At 41.9% G+C, this 19,931-nt stretch carries 17 protein-coding genes and 1 pseudogene; 3 read left to right on the forward strand and 15 right to left on the reverse strand.

Annotated features, from left to right (window positions below; translation table 11 throughout):
* Nucleotides 1-103: 103 nt before the first annotated feature.
* Nucleotides 104-1,342 (reverse strand): beta-ketoacyl-ACP synthase II, encoded by a 1,239-nt coding sequence (gene fabF, locus ACFX4H_RS09185; RefSeq protein WP_063232185.1) that lies wholly within the window; start codon nucleotides 1,340-1,342, stop codon nucleotides 104-106.
* Nucleotides 1,343-1,392: 50 nt separating this feature from the next.
* Nucleotides 1,393-2,328: a beta-ketoacyl-ACP synthase III gene (locus ACFX4H_RS09190; protein ID WP_034314519.1), complete on the reverse strand. Its 936-nt coding sequence runs from the start codon at nucleotides 2,326-2,328 to the stop codon at nucleotides 1,393-1,395.
* 202 nt (nucleotides 2,329-2,530) lie between these two features.
* Here ACFX4H_RS09190 and ACFX4H_RS09195 point away from each other — a divergent pair, with 202 nt between their 5' ends.
* Entirely contained in the window at nucleotides 2,531-2,752 is a 222-nt protein-coding gene (locus ACFX4H_RS09195; protein ID WP_241636760.1) for a hypothetical protein, read from the forward strand.
* A 41-nt stretch (nucleotides 2,753-2,793) separates the two neighbouring features.
* Here ACFX4H_RS09195 and ACFX4H_RS09200 read toward each other — a convergent pair whose 3' ends face one another.
* The 3 genes from ACFX4H_RS09200 to ACFX4H_RS09210 all read right to left on the reverse strand — a co-directional run bounded on the left by ACFX4H_RS09200 (nucleotide 2,794) and on the right by ACFX4H_RS09210 (nucleotide 4,857).
* Nucleotides 2,794-2,976, reverse strand: a complete 183-nt coding sequence (locus tag ACFX4H_RS09200) for a ComZ family protein (RefSeq protein ID WP_034314525.1) — start codon at nucleotides 2,974-2,976, stop codon at nucleotides 2,794-2,796.
* A gap of 222 nt (nucleotides 2,977-3,198) precedes the next feature.
* Nucleotides 3,199-4,032, reverse strand: a complete 834-nt coding sequence (locus ACFX4H_RS09205) for a hypothetical protein (protein ID WP_063591823.1) — start codon at nucleotides 4,030-4,032, stop codon at nucleotides 3,199-3,201.
* Nucleotides 4,033-4,134: 102 nt separating this feature from the next.
* The gene (locus ACFX4H_RS09210) at nucleotides 4,135-4,857 is read right to left on the reverse strand and encodes an alpha/beta fold hydrolase (RefSeq protein WP_063591824.1); all 723 of its coding nucleotides are present in this window, start codon (nucleotides 4,855-4,857) and stop codon (nucleotides 4,135-4,137) included.
* A 296-nt stretch (nucleotides 4,858-5,153) separates the two neighbouring features.
* Between ACFX4H_RS09210 and ACFX4H_RS09215 the strand changes: the two genes are divergently transcribed.
* Nucleotides 5,154-5,345, forward strand: a complete 192-nt coding sequence (locus ACFX4H_RS09215) for a YjzD family protein (RefSeq protein WP_034314532.1) — start codon at nucleotides 5,154-5,156, stop codon at nucleotides 5,343-5,345.
* A gap of 82 nt (nucleotides 5,346-5,427) precedes the next feature.
* Here the strand turns inward: ACFX4H_RS09215 and clpB are convergent, their stop codons facing one another.
* The 6 genes and pseudogenes from clpB to ACFX4H_RS09245 form a co-directional block, all read right to left on the reverse strand.
* On the reverse strand, nucleotides 5,428-8,016 hold the full coding sequence (clpB, locus tag ACFX4H_RS09220; RefSeq protein WP_241636763.1) for an ATP-dependent chaperone ClpB: 2,589 nt from the start codon (nucleotides 8,014-8,016) through the stop codon (nucleotides 5,428-5,430).
* Between the two features lie 380 nt (nucleotides 8,017-8,396).
* Nucleotides 8,397-8,607: pseudogene (locus ACFX4H_RS09225) on the reverse strand (transposase); the annotation flags it as partial.
* A gap of 211 nt (nucleotides 8,608-8,818) precedes the next feature.
* Nucleotides 8,819-10,021 carry an FAD-dependent monooxygenase gene (locus tag ACFX4H_RS09230; RefSeq protein ID WP_377435018.1) on the reverse strand — a complete coding sequence of 401 codons (1,203 nt, stop codon included), beginning with the start codon at nucleotides 10,019-10,021 and terminating at the stop codon, nucleotides 8,819-8,821.
* Nucleotides 10,022-10,144: 123 nt separating this feature from the next.
* On the reverse strand, nucleotides 10,145-11,257 hold the full coding sequence (locus tag ACFX4H_RS09235; RefSeq protein WP_241636765.1) for a cupin domain-containing protein: 1,113 nt from the start codon (nucleotides 11,255-11,257) through the stop codon (nucleotides 10,145-10,147).
* A 30-nt stretch (nucleotides 11,258-11,287) separates the two neighbouring features.
* A complete protein-coding gene (locus ACFX4H_RS09240; protein ID WP_377435020.1) occupies nucleotides 11,288-11,779 on the reverse strand; it encodes a DinB family protein in 492 nt (163 codons plus the stop codon).
* A gap of 1 nt (nucleotide 11,780) precedes the next feature.
* Complete coding sequence (locus tag ACFX4H_RS09245) at nucleotides 11,781-12,728, reverse strand: fumarylacetoacetate hydrolase family protein (protein ID WP_377435022.1); 948 nt, start codon at nucleotides 12,726-12,728, stop codon at nucleotides 11,781-11,783.
* Nucleotides 12,729-13,109: 381 nt separating this feature from the next.
* Here ACFX4H_RS09245 and ACFX4H_RS09250 point away from each other — a divergent pair, with 381 nt between their 5' ends.
* On the forward strand, nucleotides 13,110-13,868 hold the full coding sequence (locus ACFX4H_RS09250) for an IclR family transcriptional regulator (RefSeq protein WP_063577066.1): 759 nt from the start codon (nucleotides 13,110-13,112) through the stop codon (nucleotides 13,866-13,868).
* Nucleotides 13,869-13,922: 54 nt separating this feature from the next.
* Here the strand turns inward: ACFX4H_RS09250 and ACFX4H_RS09255 are convergent, their stop codons facing one another.
* From ACFX4H_RS09255 to ACFX4H_RS09270, 4 genes are all read right to left on the reverse strand, one after another.
* Nucleotides 13,923-14,102, reverse strand: a complete 180-nt coding sequence (locus ACFX4H_RS09255; RefSeq protein ID WP_034314546.1) for a YjzC family protein — start codon at nucleotides 14,100-14,102, stop codon at nucleotides 13,923-13,925.
* Nucleotides 14,103-14,749: 647 nt separating this feature from the next.
* Complete coding sequence (argF, locus tag ACFX4H_RS09260) at nucleotides 14,750-15,709, reverse strand: ornithine carbamoyltransferase (RefSeq protein ID WP_048686903.1); 960 nt, start codon at nucleotides 15,707-15,709, stop codon at nucleotides 14,750-14,752.
* Nucleotides 15,706-18,825 (reverse strand): carbamoyl-phosphate synthase (glutamine-hydrolyzing) large subunit, encoded by a 3,120-nt coding sequence (locus tag ACFX4H_RS09265; RefSeq protein WP_377435025.1) that lies wholly within the window; start codon nucleotides 18,823-18,825, stop codon nucleotides 15,706-15,708. Before ACFX4H_RS09265 ends, argF begins: the two co-directional genes overlap by 4 nt.
* Entirely contained in the window at nucleotides 18,818-19,900 is a 1,083-nt protein-coding gene (locus tag ACFX4H_RS09270) for a carbamoyl phosphate synthase small subunit (protein ID WP_095391871.1), read from the reverse strand. The genes ACFX4H_RS09265 and ACFX4H_RS09270 overlap by 8 nt, the downstream gene beginning before the upstream one ends.
* Nucleotides 19,901-19,931: the final 31 nt, after the last annotated feature.

Consider the following 19,931-nt stretch of genomic DNA (forward strand, 5'->3'; position numbering starts at 1 on the left):
TTGACTATCGTATGATTTAATGAAGGCGCATGACACAATATATCCCTTTTCCCTTCAACATAAAAAAGAGCAGATCCCAAAAGATCTGCTCTTCCTTCAAAACTTATTGATATTTCTTGAAAAGAATCGTTGCGTTATGTCCACCGAATCCAAGTGAATTGCTGATGGCTGCATTGATTTCGCCCTTCCTTGCTTGATTCGGGACATAGTCCAAATCACACTCAGGGTCTGGTGTTTCAATATTGATGGTTGGAGGCAAAATGCTGTCCCTGATTGCCTGAATCGTGAATATTGCCTCCACACCGCCTGCTGCCCCTAACATATGGCCTGTCATTGATTTAGTGGAACTTATCGCAAGTTTATTAGCATGGTCGCCAAAGACTTCTTTGACTGCCATGGTTTCGTATTTGTCATTGTATGGCGTACTCGTTCCGTGGGCATTCACATATTGGATGTCTTCAGGATTCAAACCTGCATCCTCAATTGCAATTTTCATGGCTCTTGCCCCGCCTTCTCCACCTGGTGCCGGAGCGGTAATATGGAAGGCATCTCCAGTTGAGCCATAACCAGCTATTTCAGCATAAATCTTGGCTCCTCTATTCAATGCATGTTCAAGGTCTTCCAGAACGATGATTCCAGCTCCTTCACCTATTACGAAACCATCACGGTTAAGATCGAAAGGACGGCTAGCGGTTTGTGGATCAGGATTTGTCGACAAAGCCGTATTTGCACAGAAGCCTGCAACCGACATTTTTGTGATTGGCGCTTCGGCCCCGCCTGTAATCATGACATCGGCATCGCCCCGTTGAATGGCTTTAAACGCATCACCAATTGAGTTTGTTCCTGTTGCACAGGCTGTTACCGTACATGAATTGATTCCTTTTGCACCCAGTAAGATAGAAACCTGGCCGGCTGCCATGTCCGGTATCATCATTGGAACGAAAAATGGGCTAACCCGTTTATATCCCCTGTTTAAAAAGTTTTCATGCTGTGTTTCAAGTGTCTCCAGCCCGCCGATACCCGAACCGATCCAGACCCCGACACGTGCAGCATTTTCATCGGTTATTTCCAGCTTGCTATCATTATATGCCATAACGGAAGCTGCAATTGCATAATGCGTAAAACGGTCCATTTTGCGAGCTTCTTTACGATTTATATATGTTTCTATATCAAAGTCCTTGATTTCAGCAGCCACTTTAACGGGAAATTCTTCAGCATTCAAACGAGTTAAAGGCCCTATTCCCGATTTCCCCTCGATTATATTCTTCCATCCAGTTTCTGCATCATTACCAACTGGAGAGATTGCTCCAATACCTGTTACAACTACACGACGATTAGTCATTGAAAATGGCTCCTTCCTATTTTTAAAGCTCTTACGATTTGTTTCTTCTTTTATTTACCCCACCTAAGAGCGATCGCTCCCCATGTAAGGCCACCACCAAAACCGACCATGACGATTAAGTCATTGTCCTTGATTCTTCCGGCTTCCATTTCTTCCACAAGGGCCATTGGAATGGACGCTGATGAAGTATTTCCATATTTATGAACCGTTTTTGTCATTTTTTCAAGCGGGAGACCCAGGCGTTCCCTTGAGGCTTCCATTATGCGTATGTTTGCTTGATGCGGAACAAGCAGATCCACATCTTCCTTTGTCAAACCAGCTTTGTCCAATACACCCAGGCTGGATTCCCCCATCTGACGGACAGCAAATTTAAATACTTCACGTCCATTCATATGAATGAAATCTCCTTCCTGTAATAAATGCTTCCCGCCGGTTCCATCTGCGCCTAATTCAAAGGAAAGGACCCCTTTGCCATCAGATACAGGTCCAAGTACAGCTGCACCCGCTCCGTCACCAAAAAGGACAGCAGTATTACGGTCTTCCCAATTGGTTACTTTCGAAAGTTTTTCAACACCGACAATCAACACATGCTTATATGCACCTGTCTTAATAAATTGCTGTGCCGTGATCATTGCATACATAAATCCGGCACATGCCGCACTTACATCCATTGCAGCTGCCTTCATCGCTCCCAATTTCTCTTGAATCATGCAAGCGACAGAAGGAAACGACTGATCAGGTGTAACGGTAGCCACAAGAATCATATCTATCTCTTCAGCCGAAATTTCCGCATTTTTCAATGCAGCCTTTGCGGCTTCATAAGCCATATCTGATGTATCAATATCATCATTTGCAATTCTTCTTTCCTCGATACCCGTCCTGGTCCGGATCCACTCGTCAGAAGTGTCCATAATTTTTTCTAAATCCGCATTTGTAACGATTTTGTCGGGTAAGTAGCGGCCAAGCCCTAGTATTCCAGCATTCATCTTGCCATCCCCTTATATTTTAATGAGTTATTATAATCATCTATTATTACCTGGTACTAATTTTATATAAAAAAAGACTTCCTTGCAAGAGTTAACAATTTGAAAGGCTAAAGAAATCTCTTTCGGAAGTCGGTCAAGCGCCTATGCCAGGGGAAATTCAGGGACATACATTATAAATAAAAGGAGTAAAGGAGGACTCATTGTGGACATTTTCAATCGCAACCGCGAAAGAAACCCGGATGATCATTTTTCGAATTTGATGTTTGGCAGGAAACCCGAACCGGAGCAAGAGGAATCGAAGGTTGATTACTTGCAATTGTTGGCGAGCGTTGAAACATTGATGGGCTTGTACAGTCAATACAAACCGACCATTGATAAAATCAATCTGGATCCATTGATTGCCAAGTTCTTGAAAAAAGAATAAAAAAGTTAAGGCTGCCCTTTATCGGGACAGCCTGCCTTTAATTAACGCTGAGCATCTTGTTTGCCAAGCTCATAAGCTTCTTGCATTACGCTTTTAAAGAGCTCCATGAATGGCTCTGCCATCTCCATTGAAAATGGAATCCCGCTTGCCTCAAGCTTCGCTTTAGCCTCTGGGAAGTATTTCATGGCGATTCCCATAAATTCAAGAGTTTTATCTGAACTCATTCGCGTTTCCCCCCAATCTTTTGAATATTCATCAATTGATTTGTGATGCCCAAATAAAGCTCAATAATATCATAATTCCACAGAACCCTTTCGTAAAGGGCGCACATATAAAATCATGGATATCTTTTGATGTTCTTCCTATCCTTGTACATTATAGTACAAGACATATAGATTAGAGGCAAATATACCGTTTTGTTCTTCTCAAATAACGAAAATATTTTTTTAATCACGCTTTCTCCACTTTTTAAGTAAGTTTAATCGTTTATTATGTTTTTTTTGTAATGCAATGCCTTCTTCCGGTTCCATTTTGCATTGCACTTCAAATATTGTTCCTTTATTGATTTTAGTTGTTGATTGTTGGGGAGTGAATGAATCCATGCTTTCACCAAATATTAGCTTGGCACATTCATTCCAATGATCATCAATAGAGCTGCACAATTGGATGTCCCTATCAGAACCTGAGGTTAGCACCGCTTCCAAGGCATTAACAAAATCAGTGATATAGAGAGCATCAAAGGTATATTCGGCAGCAATTGCCGCTTTGATATCAGACTGCCCAAGCTGATTGATTCCAGCTTCAAAGCTCATGCCTTCCGATTGCCAAGGTCCATAAATCGTCGGTAAAAATATGATTTTTGCGGAATCGATTTCACGAATCGAGCTTAATATGGAATGAAAAATACTGACATCTTTTTCAATGGGCATGAAAAGAACGAAATTGGGCGTTTCATTCTTGCCATTTTTGAATTTCTCAATGAAGGAAACGATTTCGCCTATCAGAAAATCGATTTTCCCCATTTTGCCGCTTTGAATATCGTAGCAAGAGATGAACACCGTGTCCTCCTGTGAAATATCCAATAATTTAAGTTTATTTATCGGAAAGTATATAAAATTTGAATTCCTTCCTATTTCAAGTTCTTTTTCTTCCATAATATATTGATTTGCTTCGGAATCATCCCAATCGATTCCAATTACTTCTTTCCCTTGGTTCAAAAAATATTGAGTCACATAGAATCCCACAAATCGATAAGTGCCAATGACAATGTTTGTTTGCATAAATACAGCCTCCTCGTATGCCATCAAGCCCACTTCACCCGGCACGTCTAGTTTTTTTAGATGCTGTATCGTATGCAAACTATTGTAAAAATATATCTCTTCTCATAAAATCTCTTCATTCTCATTGAAAAACTTTTGTATTTGATAGGGGATTTTATAACGTTTTTCGGGCAATATATACGTCAGCTGCAGTTCTGCTTTTCTTGCCAGCTGGATTTGACGATAAAGGGAGGCTTGCTCTTTCCGTAAGCTTCCAAAAACCTGAATCACTTTCATGGGGATATTCTCTGCGATTACTGAATCTTCAGTGTCCAGGATATGCTTCTCACATTCTGCAGGTTCAAGCTCATATGCAGCAGCAACCTCGGACAGCCACTTTTTATAGAAGAACTTATTTTCCTTTTCTTTCTCTAATTGTGCTTTCAAGGAAAAAACCGGATCAATCAATACGACAGACCGAATTTTATTTCCAAGTTCATTCATTAACTTTAGGGCAAGGAGTGCGCCTGTCCCCTCTGCCAATATATGAACCCTTTGATTGACTATTTCTTTTTTCATGAAAAGAATATATAGGTTAAGGGAAAGGTCCAGTGCTTTAGGACTGCCCCAGTTGGCTCCGTGAAAATTGGATGAAAACAGCGTGTATCCGTATTCCTTTAAATATTCCAATATTTGCAGCCTCCCAGGATGCTGCAGCCAAAAGCTGCTGTCTTTTTCGACAAAATGACTGCGGTCTCCAATTACCATTACGGAAAAACCACTGGGCCGCTCTGGATAATAGATGATATTCCACTGGTCATCAATTTGAAAAGTTCGTTGTTCCATCGTTCTAACTCCTTTAAGGAATATTACTACTACTATATTAATTTATGACGAAAAATAGAAAGGGTCAGTGGAAACGCCTAACTTCTTATCTTAAATTAACCAAGCAGGGACGATTTTTGCTTTTATTTTCCCCTATAATTTCCTTTTTGAAGTTTTGAACCACCTTGTATGCCAAAAAAAATTCTCTTATGATTTAATGTATTGAATAATTTAAAGGTTATTATTAAAAACACGTTTTAACTGTATATTAATTATGGTAAGATAAAAATGAATGTAGTGGAATGAGGTGAAATTCGATGCGTTATGCTTGGACAATTTTTTGGACATTCTTATTAGTGCATATGACTGTATATGTTGTTTCTTCCATGATCGGAGTTTCATACGATGCTGCGCAGGGAACGATTTTAGGATTGGCTGCTGCTATCCTGATTCTTATCATCCCTGCTATCTTGCCTGCTGGGCCAGCTAAAGACTCCCATCAACATTAAGAAGCAAAAGAGGACATCCTTTTTAGGATGTCCTTTTTGTTATACCATACTTTGCTTACGGGTAAACTGCATGGCGACGTTTTTATATGAGGACCAATTCATCATGATCATAATCAATCGTGATTCCTTCTTTAAGCTCAACAGTCCCAGCTATGATTTTACGGGCGATTTTCGTTTCGAGATGCTTTTGGATGAAACGCTTCAGCGGTCTTGCTCCATATACCGGATCATATCCCTGGTCCGCAATGAATTCCTTAGCCGCTTTTGTGACGTTGAGGACTATATTTTGTTCAGTTAACCTAACTTGTAATTGATGAACCATTTTATCTACGATTTCAACGATTTCTTGTTTTGTCAGAGGTTTGAATAAAACAATATCATCAACTCGATTCAAAAATTCCGGACGGAAATGCCCTCTTAATTCTTTAAAGACCTGATCTTTTATTTCTTCTTCAATGCCACCATCCACCCGGTTGGATTGCAATAAGAAATGGGAACCGATATTGGAAGTCATGATGATCACCGTATTTTTACAGTTGATTGTTCTGCCTTGGGAGTCTGTTATTCTTCCATCATCCAACATTTGCAGTAAAATATTGAAGACTTCCGGATGCGCCTTTTCAATTTCGTCCAATAATATGACCGAGTAGGGGTTTCTCCTAACTGCCTCCGTAAGCTGGCCGCCTTCCTCAAATCCAACATAACCGGGAGGTGCACCAACAAGTCGGGACACGGAATGTTTCTCCATATATTCCGACATATCAATTCGAATCATATGTTCCTCACTATCGAATAATGTTTCTGCCAAAGCTTTTACCAATTCGGTTTTACCGACACCAGTCGGCCCAAGAAAAATGAATGAACCGATTGGTCTGTTTGGATCTTTTATTCCAGCCCTTGCTCTTAAAACAGCATCGGATACGAGTTCCACCGCTTCTCCTTGACCGATTACGCGTTCATGCAGGATATCTGATAGGCGAAGCAGCTTCTCCCTTTCACTTTCCACCAGCTTGCTTACCGGAATCCCTGTCCACCTTGCCACAATCGAGGCAATTTCCTCCTCCGTCACTTCCTGGCGAAGCAATCGTGATTCCTGTTTTTCCTTTTCCAATTCGTCTTCCATTGCTTCCAATTCTTTTTGAAGCTGCGGAATCCTTCCATGCCGAAGTTCAGCTGCCCGGTTAAGGTCATAGTCATTCTCTGCCTGTTCCAGTTCATGACGCAGTTTCTCAAGCTCTTCACGTTTGTCCTGCACCTTTTGAAGCGCTGATTTCTCCATTTGCCACTTTGATTTCATGCTATTCGCTTGATCCTGAAGTTCTGATAGTTCTTTTTGAAGCACTTCCAGCCTTGCTTTGCTTTGAGGGTCGTCTTCATTTTTCAGGGCCGCTTCTTCAATTTCAAGTTGCATGACTTTTCTCGTGATTTCATCCAACTCGGATGGCATGGAGTCGATTTCCATGCGGATCATCGCACAAGCTTCATCCACTAGATCGATCGCTTTATCCGGTAAAAATCGCTCCGTTATATATCGGTTCGAAAGGACAGAGGCTGCAACGATTGCCCGATCATGTATCCTGACGCCATGATGAATTTCAAACCGTTCCTTTAATCCCCGCAAAATTGAAATCGTATCTTCAACATCCGGTTCAGGAACCAGAACCTGTTGGAAACGGCGTTCCAGAGCCGGATCCTTTTCAATATATTGCCGATATTCATCAAGGGTCGTTGCACCGATACAATGCAGCTCACCGCGCGCAAGCATCGGCTTTAACATATTTCCGGCATCAAGGGCGCCATCCGTTCTTCCTGCACCGACAATTGTATGCAATTCATCAATGAATAAGAGAATTTTCCCATCACTCTTCTTGATCTCATTCAACACCGCTTTTAGGCGTTCCTCAAATTCACCTCGGAATTTGGCCCCTGCGACAAGTGCACTCATATCGAGTGAAAAAACGGTCTTATCCTTTAAACCTTCCGGCACATCCTTCCTGACGATCCTTTGAGCCAACCCCTCGACAATCGCTGTTTTACCTACTCCAGGTTCTCCTATTAAAACAGGATTATTTTTCGTTTTCCGTGAAAGGATCCGGATGACGTTACGGATTTCCGTATCTCGACCGATTACTGGATCGACCTTACCCGATTTAACCTCAGCAACGAGATCTCTGCCGTATTTTTTCAGTACTTCATAAGTGCTTTCAGGATTTTGACTAGTCACTCGCTGATTCCCCCTTATATCGCTTATAACCCGTTTTGCTTTATCATAATCAATTCCATATGATGAAAATAGCCTGTTTACATTCGTTCTATTGACTTGCAAAGACGCAAGCAGTATATGTTCGACAGATAAGTATTCATCCTCCCACATCTGCATTTCCTTTTCGGCAGCCGTCAGGATTTGCTGTAGGGAGGATGACATGTAAACCTGGGAAACACCCCCGCTCACTTCCGGTAATCTATCCAATTCCTTATTCAGCTCTATATCAAATTGATTCACCGATTTACCAGATTCCGATAAAATCCTGATTAATAAACTTTCATCCTGCTCCATTAAGGCCTTTAATAAATGAAGCTCCGTCAGCTCGGGATTCCCTCTTTCGCTGGCTAGTTCCTGACCGCCAGTGAATGCCTGTTGGGTTCTCTCCGTCATTTTATTAATATCCATCTTGAAACCTCCCATTCATCTATATCATGAACGAATCCCCACTTGGTTTGACCAATTTTGACCTTTATATTTTCATTATACTTCTAATTCTCCCCATGTAAAGGAAAGTTATAAGAAATGCAGTAGTTTGGAAAATAAACGGAAAAAGCCTTTCTTCCATATAGAAGAAAGGCTCAGACTGTACAAATTTGGACGTTGATTGGAACGTAGGGCACTCGCTTTCCGCGGGCGGTCCGCCCTCGGCGCACTTACGCCTGTGGGGTCTCCCTTGGACTCGCTATTCCCGCAGGAGTCTCGCACACCCGCTCCAATCGACTATGTTTAAAATTTCAGATAGAACTCCTTTTGCCTACAGTCTTTTTTGTTTTAAAATAGAACTATTAAAACTTGAGGTGATGAGGATCCATCTTCTTTAAATTAATGGCAGCGAAAGTAAGCATCGCTTGCATCGACAATTTTTCAGGGTCCCCTTAAAGTAGTCCAACGCATACCATGCTTTTCTTTTGCATCTGCGAATACACGCTCAATCGTTTCTTTGCGTTTCGCATATATAGGTTTTACATCTTGATGATGACGCAGATGATCCACTTGGACATGGAAAGGTACTAATATGGCTTATCATAATGGCTCGAGAGCCCAAATCTCTTATCCTTTGGTCAAAATTTCAAGGGAATTTTAAAAGGGGTTCGGAATTTTTTAATTCCGAACCCCTTTTGCCTACAAACTGAGCCTTTCTTCATATAGAAGAAAGGCAGACCCATTTGTAACATGGATACATTCCTTTATGGATGAAACAAAATGGTTATGCTTTCACGGCCGTTTTATTGTAACCATGAAATTCATCGACGAATTGGAAATCCCTATCCGTCCGACCTGCAAGGATCGTATCTCGGAGCAGAATGCCTGCATCGGTCGTATTGTGGATGATTTCCCCCCACATTCTTGCACTTGTTTGAACATTAGCCGTACGTGGAATGCGTTCCTCCTGGTATTCCAAAAATGCCTGTTCAATGTCATTCCCATGCTTATGGAGCATATCAGACAAATAAGCTGCATCTTCTAAAGCCTGGCAAGCGCCTTGTGCCAAGTATTGAAGCATCGGATGTGCCGCATCGCCCATAAGCGTAATTCTTCCTTTTGTCCAATTATCAATTGGTAAACGGTCATACATCGGCCAACGGCGTTGTCTTTGAATGAATGAAATCGCATTCTGAACAAGCTCACAAGTTCCGGCAAATACACGGTCCATTTCTTCCGGTTTTCCCCATTGATCTGTTTTTTCGTTTTCTTCCGTATATTGAGAACTTTTGAAAACCACTACTTGGTTATAAAGTTCTCCCCTTCTAACCGGATATTGAACAAGATGAAGGTCTGGCCCAATCCACATGTATACATCATCTAAATCCCCATGGCTCGTAACCTCCTCCATCGGGATCGCTCCCCTGTATGCAACATATTGAGAGCAGACCGGCTGATCTTCCACAAAAAGTTTCCGTGCCTTGGACCATAATCCATCGGCTCCAACGACAGCAGTTCCTGAATGTTGGGACCCGTTGGCAGAAGTAACCGTCACTTCACCTTCATACTCTACTGTCTCAATAATGGTTTGATTCGTGACCAGTTCGATATACGGGTTCTTTTCACAGGCTTCAGCCAATACTTTATGCAAATCGGAACGATGCAAAACAACATACGGAGCTCCATATCTTTCTTTATAAACATCACCTAAATCCAAAGCGGAAAGCTCTTTTCCGGAAAAGGCGTCCATCAGCACCAATCTTTTTGGAAATACTGCAATATCATTGATTTTATCCATGACACCTAAACGCTGCAATACGTTGGTGGCATTTGCTGCAAGCTGAATCCCTGCACCAATTTCCCCAAATTCGGGAGCTTGTTCTAGAACTTTTACATACTGTTTTGTTTCTGCGATTCCTAAAGCAGTTGCCAATCCGCCAATTCCCCCACCGATAACGATGAATGGTTTTTTTTCTGTGTTCATCATCAATTCCCCCTATATTATTTGCTTTTAGCCAAATTGCGGATCACTACCATAGTAAGCGTTTTCATTCGAATGGCATTCATCTATTCACTAGTATCTTAGCTGAAGATTCCAAACCGATTATTTTCAAACCAAAACAGGCTTGAATTCACTTTCAACCTTTTGATACCCATTGTTTGTGTCTAATGCTTGTTGCTGTTCCAAATCGAATCTTTCCATTATTGGTATGTCGTTTACCGAGAATAAGTAAGAATCCGCTTCTGCAACGTGCTCATGCCATGCCCAATTCGGAACGACGAAATAATCTCCCTTGGACCAGTCAAAACGCACTCCATTAATGACCGTATATCCTGATCCTTGGTGCACTTGATAAATCGTGGAATGGGTATGGCGATGGGCTTTCGTATGGAAACCTTTAGGAAGTTTCTGCATCCATGCCCCCATCGTCGGATTGGCCGTCTGGCCATTTGATGGATTGATATATTCCACGGCAAAACCTTCATATGGATCCGGTTCGAAATTCATCAATCCTTCTATCGCTGCTTTGGTGCCCTTCCACTTGTAGTTGGCAAGCGGTGCCACTTGTGAATAACGGTCGGATACTGGACGAACCATTCCGCCTTGATAACGGAGCTCTGAAAAATTATCCGGCCGCTTAGGCGTTTCAATCCGATCTGGATATGGTTCAAAGAAAGTGCCGCCTATGGAATAGATGGTTGGGATATCAAGGGCATCCATCCAAATCATTGGTTTTTCCCCAACATGTCCATGACCATGCCATAAGTTTTTGGGCGTGATCAAAAAATCGCCTTCTTCCATGAAGATCCTCTCTCCCTGCACGATGGAGTATGCACCTTCACCATCCGTAATGAAACGAAGTGCACTTTGGGAATGACGGTGGGAAGGGGCCACTTCACCTGGCAACAGTAGCTGGACCGCTGCATAAAGCGTTTGTGTTGTCGAAGCCCATCCCCAAGGCTGGCGATAAGTAAGGCCAGGGTTTTGAAAATAAATCGCCCTGCGCTCCCCGCCTCGGTCAGGTGTGAAGATTTCAGCCGCTTCCATCAATTTTTTTGTCAAAAGCTCTTCTTTCCATAAATAAGCATGCGCATGGGGTTTAGGTTCATGGTCCATCAGAGCGGGAATGGCTTCCCACAGCGGCCCAAGGTTATACTGCTGAATATCCTTTGTAAAATCTTTTACGATTGTACTATTCATGTATTCCGATTTTTCAGCCATATTAATCCCTACTTTCTTTTTTATCTTGCCTCAATGGATTTTAGAAAGATTTCGCTTAATTTGATCATAATGTCCTAAAACATGCTCATCGATGAAGTGATCGACTATATAAGAAACTGGTTTGTTTCCGAATTTAGCGAAATTCCGGTGTGGCGATTCTTTGGATAGTGTTTCTTCATCTAAATTCCCGAGACCGCTCTCCACTTTATATTTAAGCTCCTCCACTTGCTTCATGACATCATCCACAGCAAGTTTGTCAGTATCGGTAACCGCCGCCAATCGGGCTGGATCTTGCAATCCACGCCCCCATCCGGCTCCAGGCATCGCTATTACAGTTTCCACTTCACCTAACCAATAAGGAATGGCTTCAGCTAAATGGGAAAGTATCTGCATGATTGACCATTCATCCTCTGCCGGTTTAAATCGGATCGTTTCTTCCGGTAGGTTTGCCGTTGTCTCAAGAATATGGTCGATGGATTGTTGCACTGATTGGATTGATGTCCCGATTTCCTGATAAGCCATTTTATTCTCCCTCCCCGACACGTCTCACACGGTTTTCAAGATAACCTATTTTGTCGATTTCGATTTTGACAACGTCACCATCTTTCAAGAACACTTGTGGATCACGGGCTACTCCTACCCCACCCGGTGTTCCTGTTAGTACGATATCACCTGGTTCAAGAGTCATTAAGTTCGATAGGAATTCAACTAGATACTTCACATCGAATACGAAGTTGGAAGTATTCGTTTTTTGGCGTTCTTCACCATTTACCGTTAATCGGACATTCAAGCCCGATGGATCGGACAGTTCATCGGAAGTGACTAACCAAGGCCCCATCGGAGCACTTCCTTCAACCGTTTTCCCTTGTAGCCACTCAAGTGTACGCCGTTGGATATCACGGTAAGTGACATCATTCGCAATTGTATAACCAGCTACATAATCAAGAGCCTCTTCTTTTGAAACATTACGTGCCCTTTGTCCGACAACAAAAGCGAATTCCGCTTCATAATCCAGTTGTTCCGAGATTGGGAAAAACGGTATATCATCCTGGGGACCGATAACTGTATTGGCGAACTTTGCGAATACTACAGGGAATGGCGGCAGTTCACGGCCCATTTCAGCTATGTGTTCACGGTAATTATGGCCGACACAAATAATTTTGCTTGGCTTTTGGACAGGGGCATCAAGCTTTATATTTTCAATTTCATGTACCAATTGATGTCTGAAGGAATCACGATTGTTAATAGCGTAGTCCGCAGCCTTTTGCGCGATGGAAAGGCTTTCATTCCCTCCCTGTAAAAACTCCTCCATTGTTGCAGGGACATAAGCGTCAGCAATTTGTTCACTGCGAAGTTTCCCTTCGCTTTCAAGTAGCGCTTGATAGGCATAGTTCAAGTCAACGACTACATTTTCCGGGTAAATTGCACCGATGCGTTTAAATCCTTGAATGCTGAACGTTACTAATTTCATATTCATTCTCCTTTATTAATCTGGATTTTTTTAAAACCTCTTTTTGATGCCAACATCCTAATTCTGTTGGATTTGCTTCGCAAACCAGAATTTGAATGACATACACCTTATTTATTTCACTTATAGATAACATTGTTCACTATTTATATAAATGATAACTTAATTTTCGGAATATTGTCAAGAAAGTATTGCAAATTTTTGTGCAAATGTTATCATCTACACCATTATCAGTACTGCGGAATCAAAAAGTTCATTATTCATTTAATAGGAACGTATATTGATAGCTTCAAGCAGATGGCGGTTTTTCTGCTGATTTTCATGTATATTTTACATATTCTGATATACTAGACCTAAATTAAAACAGATTAGGGAGATTGATTTATGGAAATCGTAAAATCCGGTTCGACGATTCAATCATTACAAATAGGGATGAGCATCATAGATTTACTTGCTTCCCACAGAACTCCTTTAAGATTCTCTGATATTCAGGAATTAACGGAGATAACGAAAAGTAACCTCTATAAGTATTTGAATACTTTGACTCAACTAGAGTTACTATATCGCGATAAGACAACCGGTATGTATCACCTTGGGAGCAAATTGATTCAATACGGAATGGCAGCGATAGGAAATGAGGATATAACGAGCAGAATAACTCCTTATTTACAGGAAATCAGTCACCATACTTCCTGCACGGTCCTTTTTTCCGTTTGGACATATGATGGACCAATCACGGCAAAAATATGGAATTCCAATCAAAACTTAAACATTGGGGCACAGTTAGGTACACGACTTCCGCCATCATCCTCTTCCGGAAAGGTATTCACTGTATTTCAGGATCCTTCCTTGACGGCGGAATGGATTGAAAAAGATCGTAATGTTACGGGCTCGTTCCTTAATGAAACGAATGAATATGATGAAATTCGGACATACAAAATAGCTTTTGCCAAAGAGCCTCTTGTACCATCCGTTTCCTCCATGTCCATTCCGGTTTTTAATTATAATTCGGAATTGTTGGGAGCAATCACTGCCGTTGGGTTCACCGAAAACATTCCTGATCATTATGAAGATTCTTTAAGCGTCTATTTAAGGAAAAGCTGTTTGGAAATCTCGAATATATTCGGTTATTCCGCTGAATAGAAAAAAAGCAGGAAGAAGGATGGCGACCATTCCTTTTTCCTGCTTTTTGATGTTTCATGGCTTTCGCTTATAGGTCCATATCCGATTATGATTGGATGTTTCAGGAAAAGAATCCCCTGCATCCAGCTTTACCATTTTCGGATTCACTACCGTGCTGCCCGTTTCACCGATTTCTACGTATGTCCCATTATTCGGTGCCTTCTGACCTGGCTTAAATTGACGATTTTGCCCCATAGATTTCACCCCTTTACATGCTTTCCCTGTTATTATTACCAGGTTCCTACCTTTCATGTCAGAAAAATTAGGAACATACAGGAAATTCGGCTGAATTAAAAAGCGTCTGTTCTCTGAGCAGACGTCTTTTTAAGTTTTTAAAAATTGACCGTCGATTGGAACGTAGGGCACTCGCTTTCCGGGGCGGTCCGCCCTCGGCGCCATTGCGACTACGGAGTCTCCCTTGGACGCGCTTTTCCCGCAGGAATCTCGAGCACCCGCTCCAATTAACTTTGTTTTAACATTAAGGATAGAGCCTTTTACCTGCAGTCTTTTTTGTTTTAATATAGATGGATTAAAACTCGAGGTATAGGGATGCTTTTCTAACCATGGTTCTATTTTAGCAAGATCAATTTGAAATGATTACTTTAGATCAACTGGTACCATAGAACCATTTGTTTCGTAAAAGTAAAATGAAGGCAACAATTAGTGTCTTTTTCATTTAAACTTGATGGGAGATATGTTTTAGAGGTAGAGTGCCCAAGTATTGATCCAGTTATTATTCTCTAACTGCTACAAATAAAATCAAAAAGGTTTCGGAATGAGACCATTCCGAAACCTTTTTTTCTACAAACTGAGTGACTGATCTCTGAGGTAAGCTTTTTTGGTTAAGACATTAAGTCCACAAGGACCGCCTTTTGGGCATGAAGGCGATTTCCGGCTTGGTGGAAAACGACGGAATTAGGACCATCGATGACTTCAGCCGTAACCTCTTCCTCCCGATGTGCAGGCAGGCAATGCATGAATAAATAATCTTCTTTAGCAAGTTTTACTAGCTCACCATTAATTTGATAATCTTTAAAAGCTTCTAAGCGGATACCATTCTCGATTTCCTGCCCCATGGAAGTCCAAACATCCGAATAGACGATATCCGCATCCTTTATGGCCTCCGAAGCTGAGGTTGTCACCAAAATTTCACTGCCAGTCTCTTCTGCCACTTTTTTAGCATAGGCGACGACCTTTTCATCAGGTTTGTAGGCGTCAGGACACCCAATGGAAAAATCCATTCCCATTTTTGCACAGCCTACCATCAATGAATTCGCAACATTATTGCCATCACCGATATAACTCATCTTCAAGCCTTTTAACTGCCCTTTTATCTCGATGATCGTCAAGAAGTCTGCAAGTACCTGACAAGGATGTGCAAGATCTGTTAACCCATTGATGACTGGGATAGAAGCATTTTCTGACAATTCCAGGATTTTTTCATGCTCGAAGGTACGAATCATGATGCCATCAATGTATTCAGAAAGAACTTTTGCAGTATCGGAAATTGTTTCACCACGTCCAATTTGCAAGTCATTGCCACTTAGGAACAAAGCGTGCCCGCCAAGTTGCATCATGCCCACTTCAAAAGAAACACGGGTACGGGTAGAAGATTTTTCAAAGATCATCCCCAGCGTTTTCCCTTTTAAAGGCGTATATTCTTCACCTGCTTGCAATTTGCCTTTAATGGTCTGCGCTAGCTTTAACAAATCTGCAATTGCCGTTGGTGTGGACTCTTTCATGGTCAAAAAATCTTTTCCATTTAAAATCTTAGCTTGTGTCGGTGCCGTCATTGAACTCATACGTGTGACACTCCTTTCGAATATGGTATAAGCCATTCCTGAAGAGAGGTAACCCCTGGATCGGCATTCTCCACCGATTGCAGATAGGCCTTGAACGTCTCTTCTTCCGTAAAAGCAAGCAGTCGGTATTTCGCTGCAAGTAACCTTAGCTGCTTATCTTCCTCCGTTGTTCCATATGCCAAAACGACCGCCGCATTTCCTTCATTTAACCATTCATTAAAATCTGAATTCCCCAATGTCAAACCTGCTTCTTTGATTTGCACTAACAGGTCTTCACTTAATTGAACTGATTCTGATTGATAAACGCCTGTGGTATGATTAGCTTTTTGAGCATGGAACACTTTTGTCAATGCTTCATTTACCGTTTCCCCGATGGCGATTCCTTCACCTGTTGATTTCATTTCCGGACCTACCTTCGAATCAAGTCCGCTTAGTGCAAAAGTAGAGAATACGGGATATTTGACAACTGCATATGGAATTTCATCCATTAAGCCCGTTTTTTCGAAAGCATTCGACAATGAATATTTCCCAAGCAATATTTTTGTCGCTATTTGCACCAAAGCTACATCGGTCACTTTACTGATGATTGGGATTGTTCGACTTGCACGAGGATTCACTTCCAATACGTATACACTATTTCCTTCGATCACGAATTGGATGTTCATAAGACCTTTATAACCAAGTTCACTAACTAGTTTTTTAGCATAAAGAGTCATTTTATCTTTAATATCATCCGTTAAGGATTGAGCTGGCAATAAGGCCATGCTATCTCCTGAATGGACGCCTGCTTTTTCTATATGTTCGGCAATGATGGGAATATAAACATCATTTCCATCAGCAATCAAATCGATTTCGGCTTCCTTCCCTGGAATATAGGAATCGATCAACACGGGATAGACTAGTGCCGTTCCATTAGCGATTCTATTCAACAAGCTTTCTTTGGAGCCGATGATTTCCATTCCCTGGCCGCCAATTACATAGGATGGGCGTAAGAGTACCGGAAAGCCGATGGCCTCTGCCCGGGAAATTAATTGTTCTTCTCCATTAGCCATTGAACCTGGTACATGGGGGATATCCAGTTTTTGAAGAAGCTGATAAAAACGATCACGATCTTCTAATTGATCAAGCGTGTCGAAGGATGTCCCCAACAAATTGACACCGTATTCTTCCAGGCCTTTAGCAAGGTTTATCGCAGTCTGCCCGCCAAATTGGACGATAACATCTTTTATGTCTTCCGCTTCTATTACATTAAGAACATATTCAAGGGTCAACGGTTCGAAATAAAGGCGATCTGCTGTCGCAAAATCCGTGCTTACCGTTTCCGGATTATTATTGATCATGATCGTTTCAACATTTTCATCCTGGAGTGCATAAACACCGTGAACTGAACAGTAATCAAACTCTATTCCCTGCCCGATGCGGATCGGGCCGCTGCCAATCATCAAGACTTTCTTTTTATCCGTTTTTTGCTGTTCGTTCTCACCAAAATATGTTGAATAGTGATAGTTTGTATGTGATTCGAACTCGGCTGCACATGTATCAACCGTTTTGTAGACCGCCGTAACACTTAGTGATTTCCTGTGTGCCCTCAACTCCATCTCATTTACTTTCCATACGGAAGCAAGATAGCGGTCTGAAAAGCCCTTTTCCTTGTATGACTGAAGTTCTTCCCTTGTTACATGATCGATTGCCTTAGCTTCAATCTCCATTTCGCTTTGGATCAATGAAGCAAAGGATTTAAGGAAGAAATAATCTATGGCTGTCGCTTCATGAATTTCTTCAATCGTCACGCCTTTTCTGAGCATTTCAAAAATGACAAAGATTCGTTCATCCGATTTTTCGGCAAGCTTTCCCCAAAGTTCAGGAACGGTTTTATTTTTCAGTGATGATAGCTGCAGCCCAATCGTTTTCAATTCCAAAGAATCGACGGCCTTTTGGACTCCCCCCTCAAAGCTGCGGTGTAAAGCCATGACTTCACCAGTTGCCTTCATCTGTGTTCCCAATTTGCGGTCGGCGGTCGTGAATTTATCGAATGGCCACCTCGGGAACTTCACCGCTACATAGTCAAGCGCAGGTTCGAAGCTTGAATATGTGCTTTTCGTTACAGGATTGATGAGCTCCGATAAATCGTAGCCGACAGCGAGCTTTGCCGCTATGCGGGCTATGGGATAACCTGTTGCTTTTGAAGCTAGTGCCGATGAACGGCTGACGCGCGGGTTCACTTCTATTAAATAATATTGCTTGCTATTCGGATCAAGTGCAAATTGAATGTTACATCCGCCTATGATCCCTAAAGCAGAGATGATTTTAATGGATGCGGCACGCAGCATCTGAAACTCATCGTCCGATAAAGTCTGTGATGGTGCCACGACGATCGAATCACCTGTATGGATCCCTACCGGATCGATATTTTCCATATTACAGATAGTGATGCACGTATTGTTGCCATCTCGCATAACCTCATATTCGACTTCCTTAAAACCAGCTATGCTCCTTTCAATCAAGCATTGTGTAATTGGGCTTTCTTGCAGTCCGCCCCGTACAAGTTCCTTAAAGGTTTCCGGTGAATCGGCAATACCGCCGCCAGTTCCGCCGAGTGTATAAGCGGGACGAACGATGATGGGGAAACCGATTTTGTCAGCAAAAGCCAGCGCTTCTTCAAGAGTATGGACAATTGTACTGTCGGGAACGGGTTCACCTATTTCAAACATCAACTCACGGAACAGCTCACGATCCTCCCCTTTTTTGATGGAGTCGATCGGAGTTCCCAATAATTTGACCTTATATTTTTCAAGTATTCCAGCATCATCCAACTGATAAGCTAGGTTCAATCCTGTTTGACCGCCTAATGTAGCTAGCAGGCCATCCGGCTTTTCTTTGGAAATGATCTTTTCCAGTACATCAACCGTTAAAGGTTCGAAATAAACAGCATCCGCATTCATATCATCAGTCATGATCGTTGCCGGATTGTTATTGACCAGTATGACTTTATACCCTTCTTCCTTTAAAGCGAGGCAGGCCTGTGTACCTGCATAATCGAATTCGGCGGCCTGCCCGATGACAATCGGCCCCGAACCAATCACTAAAATGGTCTGTATCGTGTCGTCCTTAGGCATAAGCTTTTTCTCTCCCGCTATAATCATTTATCATTTGTACAAAGTCTTTGAATAGTAATGAACTCTCGATAGGTCCTGGATTTGCCTCTGGGTGGTACTGGGTAGTGAAGATTGGCAAGTCTTCATGCATGAGTCCCTCAACCGTGTTATCATTCACGTTTCTGAATCTCACTTGAAGCGATGTTCCTTGCAAGCTCGGTTCATCAACCTCATAACTATGATTCTGCGAACTCATATACACCTGTTTCGTTTTCAAATCGACCACGGGCTGATTCGCACCACGATGTCCAAACAGCATTTTTTTTGTATTTCCACCTAAGGCAAGGGCCGTTAATTGATGACCGAGGCAGATGCCCATCGTTGGAAAACTCGTAATGATCTTTTTTATGTTTCCTAAAAGGTATTCAAGCTGTTTTGGATCCCCAGGCCCATTTGAAAGCAAAATACCATCTGGCTTCAAGTCCTTGATTTGCTCGAATTCCGTATCGAATGGGACGACAGAGACTCGGCAGCCTTGAGCGACCAATGAATCCAAGATTGATTTTTTATAGCCGAAATCCATCATCACAACGTGCTTGCCGCCTTCACCAAATTTCTCGACAACCTTTGTGGATACCTCAGCTACATGTGCTGATAAACCATTCAGGCTGGGTACGACAGTGTATTTTTCATCAGCTGTGATGACTGCCTGCATGGAACCTTCCTGTCTTATATTCTTAACGACCGCTCTTGTGTCCACATGGCTTAAAAGAGGAATGTTCCACTTGTCTAAATATTCACCAATTGAATATTTAGCCTGATAATGGGAATGGCTCATATTTCCTTCATATACAATCACACCGGCAACATGCGGCTTTTTACTTTCAAAATCATGTTCATTGATTCCGTAATTTCCGATTAGTGGGTATGTGAAGATGACAATCTGGTCCTTATATGAAGGATCTGTCAACACTTCTTGATATCCGGTCATTCCTGTAAAAAAGACAATCTCTCCAACGATTGTTTTTTCAGTCGATGTAGTAAGCAGTTCCCCTTCAAAAACGGAACCATTCTCTAAATGTAGATAGCTTTTCATGATTTTCACCTCTTTAGATGATGTATATTTA

The sequence above is a fragment of the Peribacillus sp. YIM B13477 genome, assembly GCF_042787955.1.
Taxonomy (GTDB): domain Bacteria; phylum Bacillota; class Bacilli; order Bacillales; family DSM-1321; genus Peribacillus; species Peribacillus frigoritolerans.

Coding starts and splice junctions, on each gene's coding strand:
- fabF (WP_063232185.1), bottom strand. CDS start 1,342: ATGACTAATCGTCGTGTAGTTGTAACAGGTATTGGAGCAATCTCTCCA.
- ACFX4H_RS09200 (WP_034314525.1), bottom strand. CDS start 2,976: ATGAGTTCAGATAAAACTCTTGAATTTATGGGAATCGCCATGAAATAC.
- ACFX4H_RS09215 (WP_034314532.1), top strand. CDS start 5,154: ATGCGTTATGCTTGGACAATTTTTTGGACATTCTTATTAGTGCATATG.
- ACFX4H_RS09205 (WP_063591823.1), bottom strand. CDS start 4,032: ATGCAAACAAACATTGTCATTGGCACTTATCGATTTGTGGGATTCTAT.
- argF (WP_048686903.1), bottom strand. CDS start 15,709: ATGAGTTCAATGACGGCACCGACACAAGCTAAGATTTTAAATGGAAAA.
- ACFX4H_RS09240 (WP_377435020.1), bottom strand. CDS start 11,779: ATGGCTTATCAGGAAATCGGGACATCAATCCAATCAGTGCAACAATCC.
- ACFX4H_RS09245 (WP_377435022.1), bottom strand. CDS start 12,728: ATGAAATTAGTAACGTTCAGCATTCAAGGATTTAAACGCATCGGTGCA.
- ACFX4H_RS09210 (WP_063591824.1), bottom strand. CDS start 4,857: ATGGAACAACGAACTTTTCAAATTGATGACCAGTGGAATATCATCTAT.
- ACFX4H_RS09190 (WP_034314519.1), bottom strand. CDS start 2,328: ATGAATGCTGGAATACTAGGGCTTGGCCGCTACTTACCCGACAAAATC.
- ACFX4H_RS09270 (WP_095391871.1), bottom strand. CDS start 19,900: ATGAAAAGCTATCTACATTTAGAGAATGGTTCCGTTTTTGAAGGGGAA.
- ACFX4H_RS09230 (WP_377435018.1), bottom strand. CDS start 10,021: ATGATGAACACAGAAAAAAAACCATTCATCGTTATCGGTGGGGGAATT.
- ACFX4H_RS09235 (WP_241636765.1), bottom strand. CDS start 11,257: ATGGCTGAAAAATCGGAATACATGAATAGTACAATCGTAAAAGATTTT.
- ACFX4H_RS09265 (WP_377435025.1), bottom strand. CDS start 18,825: ATGCCTAAGGACGACACGATACAGACCATTTTAGTGATTGGTTCGGGG.
- ACFX4H_RS09250 (WP_063577066.1), top strand. CDS start 13,110: ATGGAAATCGTAAAATCCGGTTCGACGATTCAATCATTACAAATAGGG.
- clpB (WP_241636763.1), bottom strand. CDS start 8,016: ATGGATATTAATAAAATGACGGAGAGAACCCAACAGGCATTCACTGGC.
- ACFX4H_RS09255 (WP_034314546.1), bottom strand. CDS start 14,102: ATGGGGCAAAATCGTCAATTTAAGCCAGGTCAGAAGGCACCGAATAAT.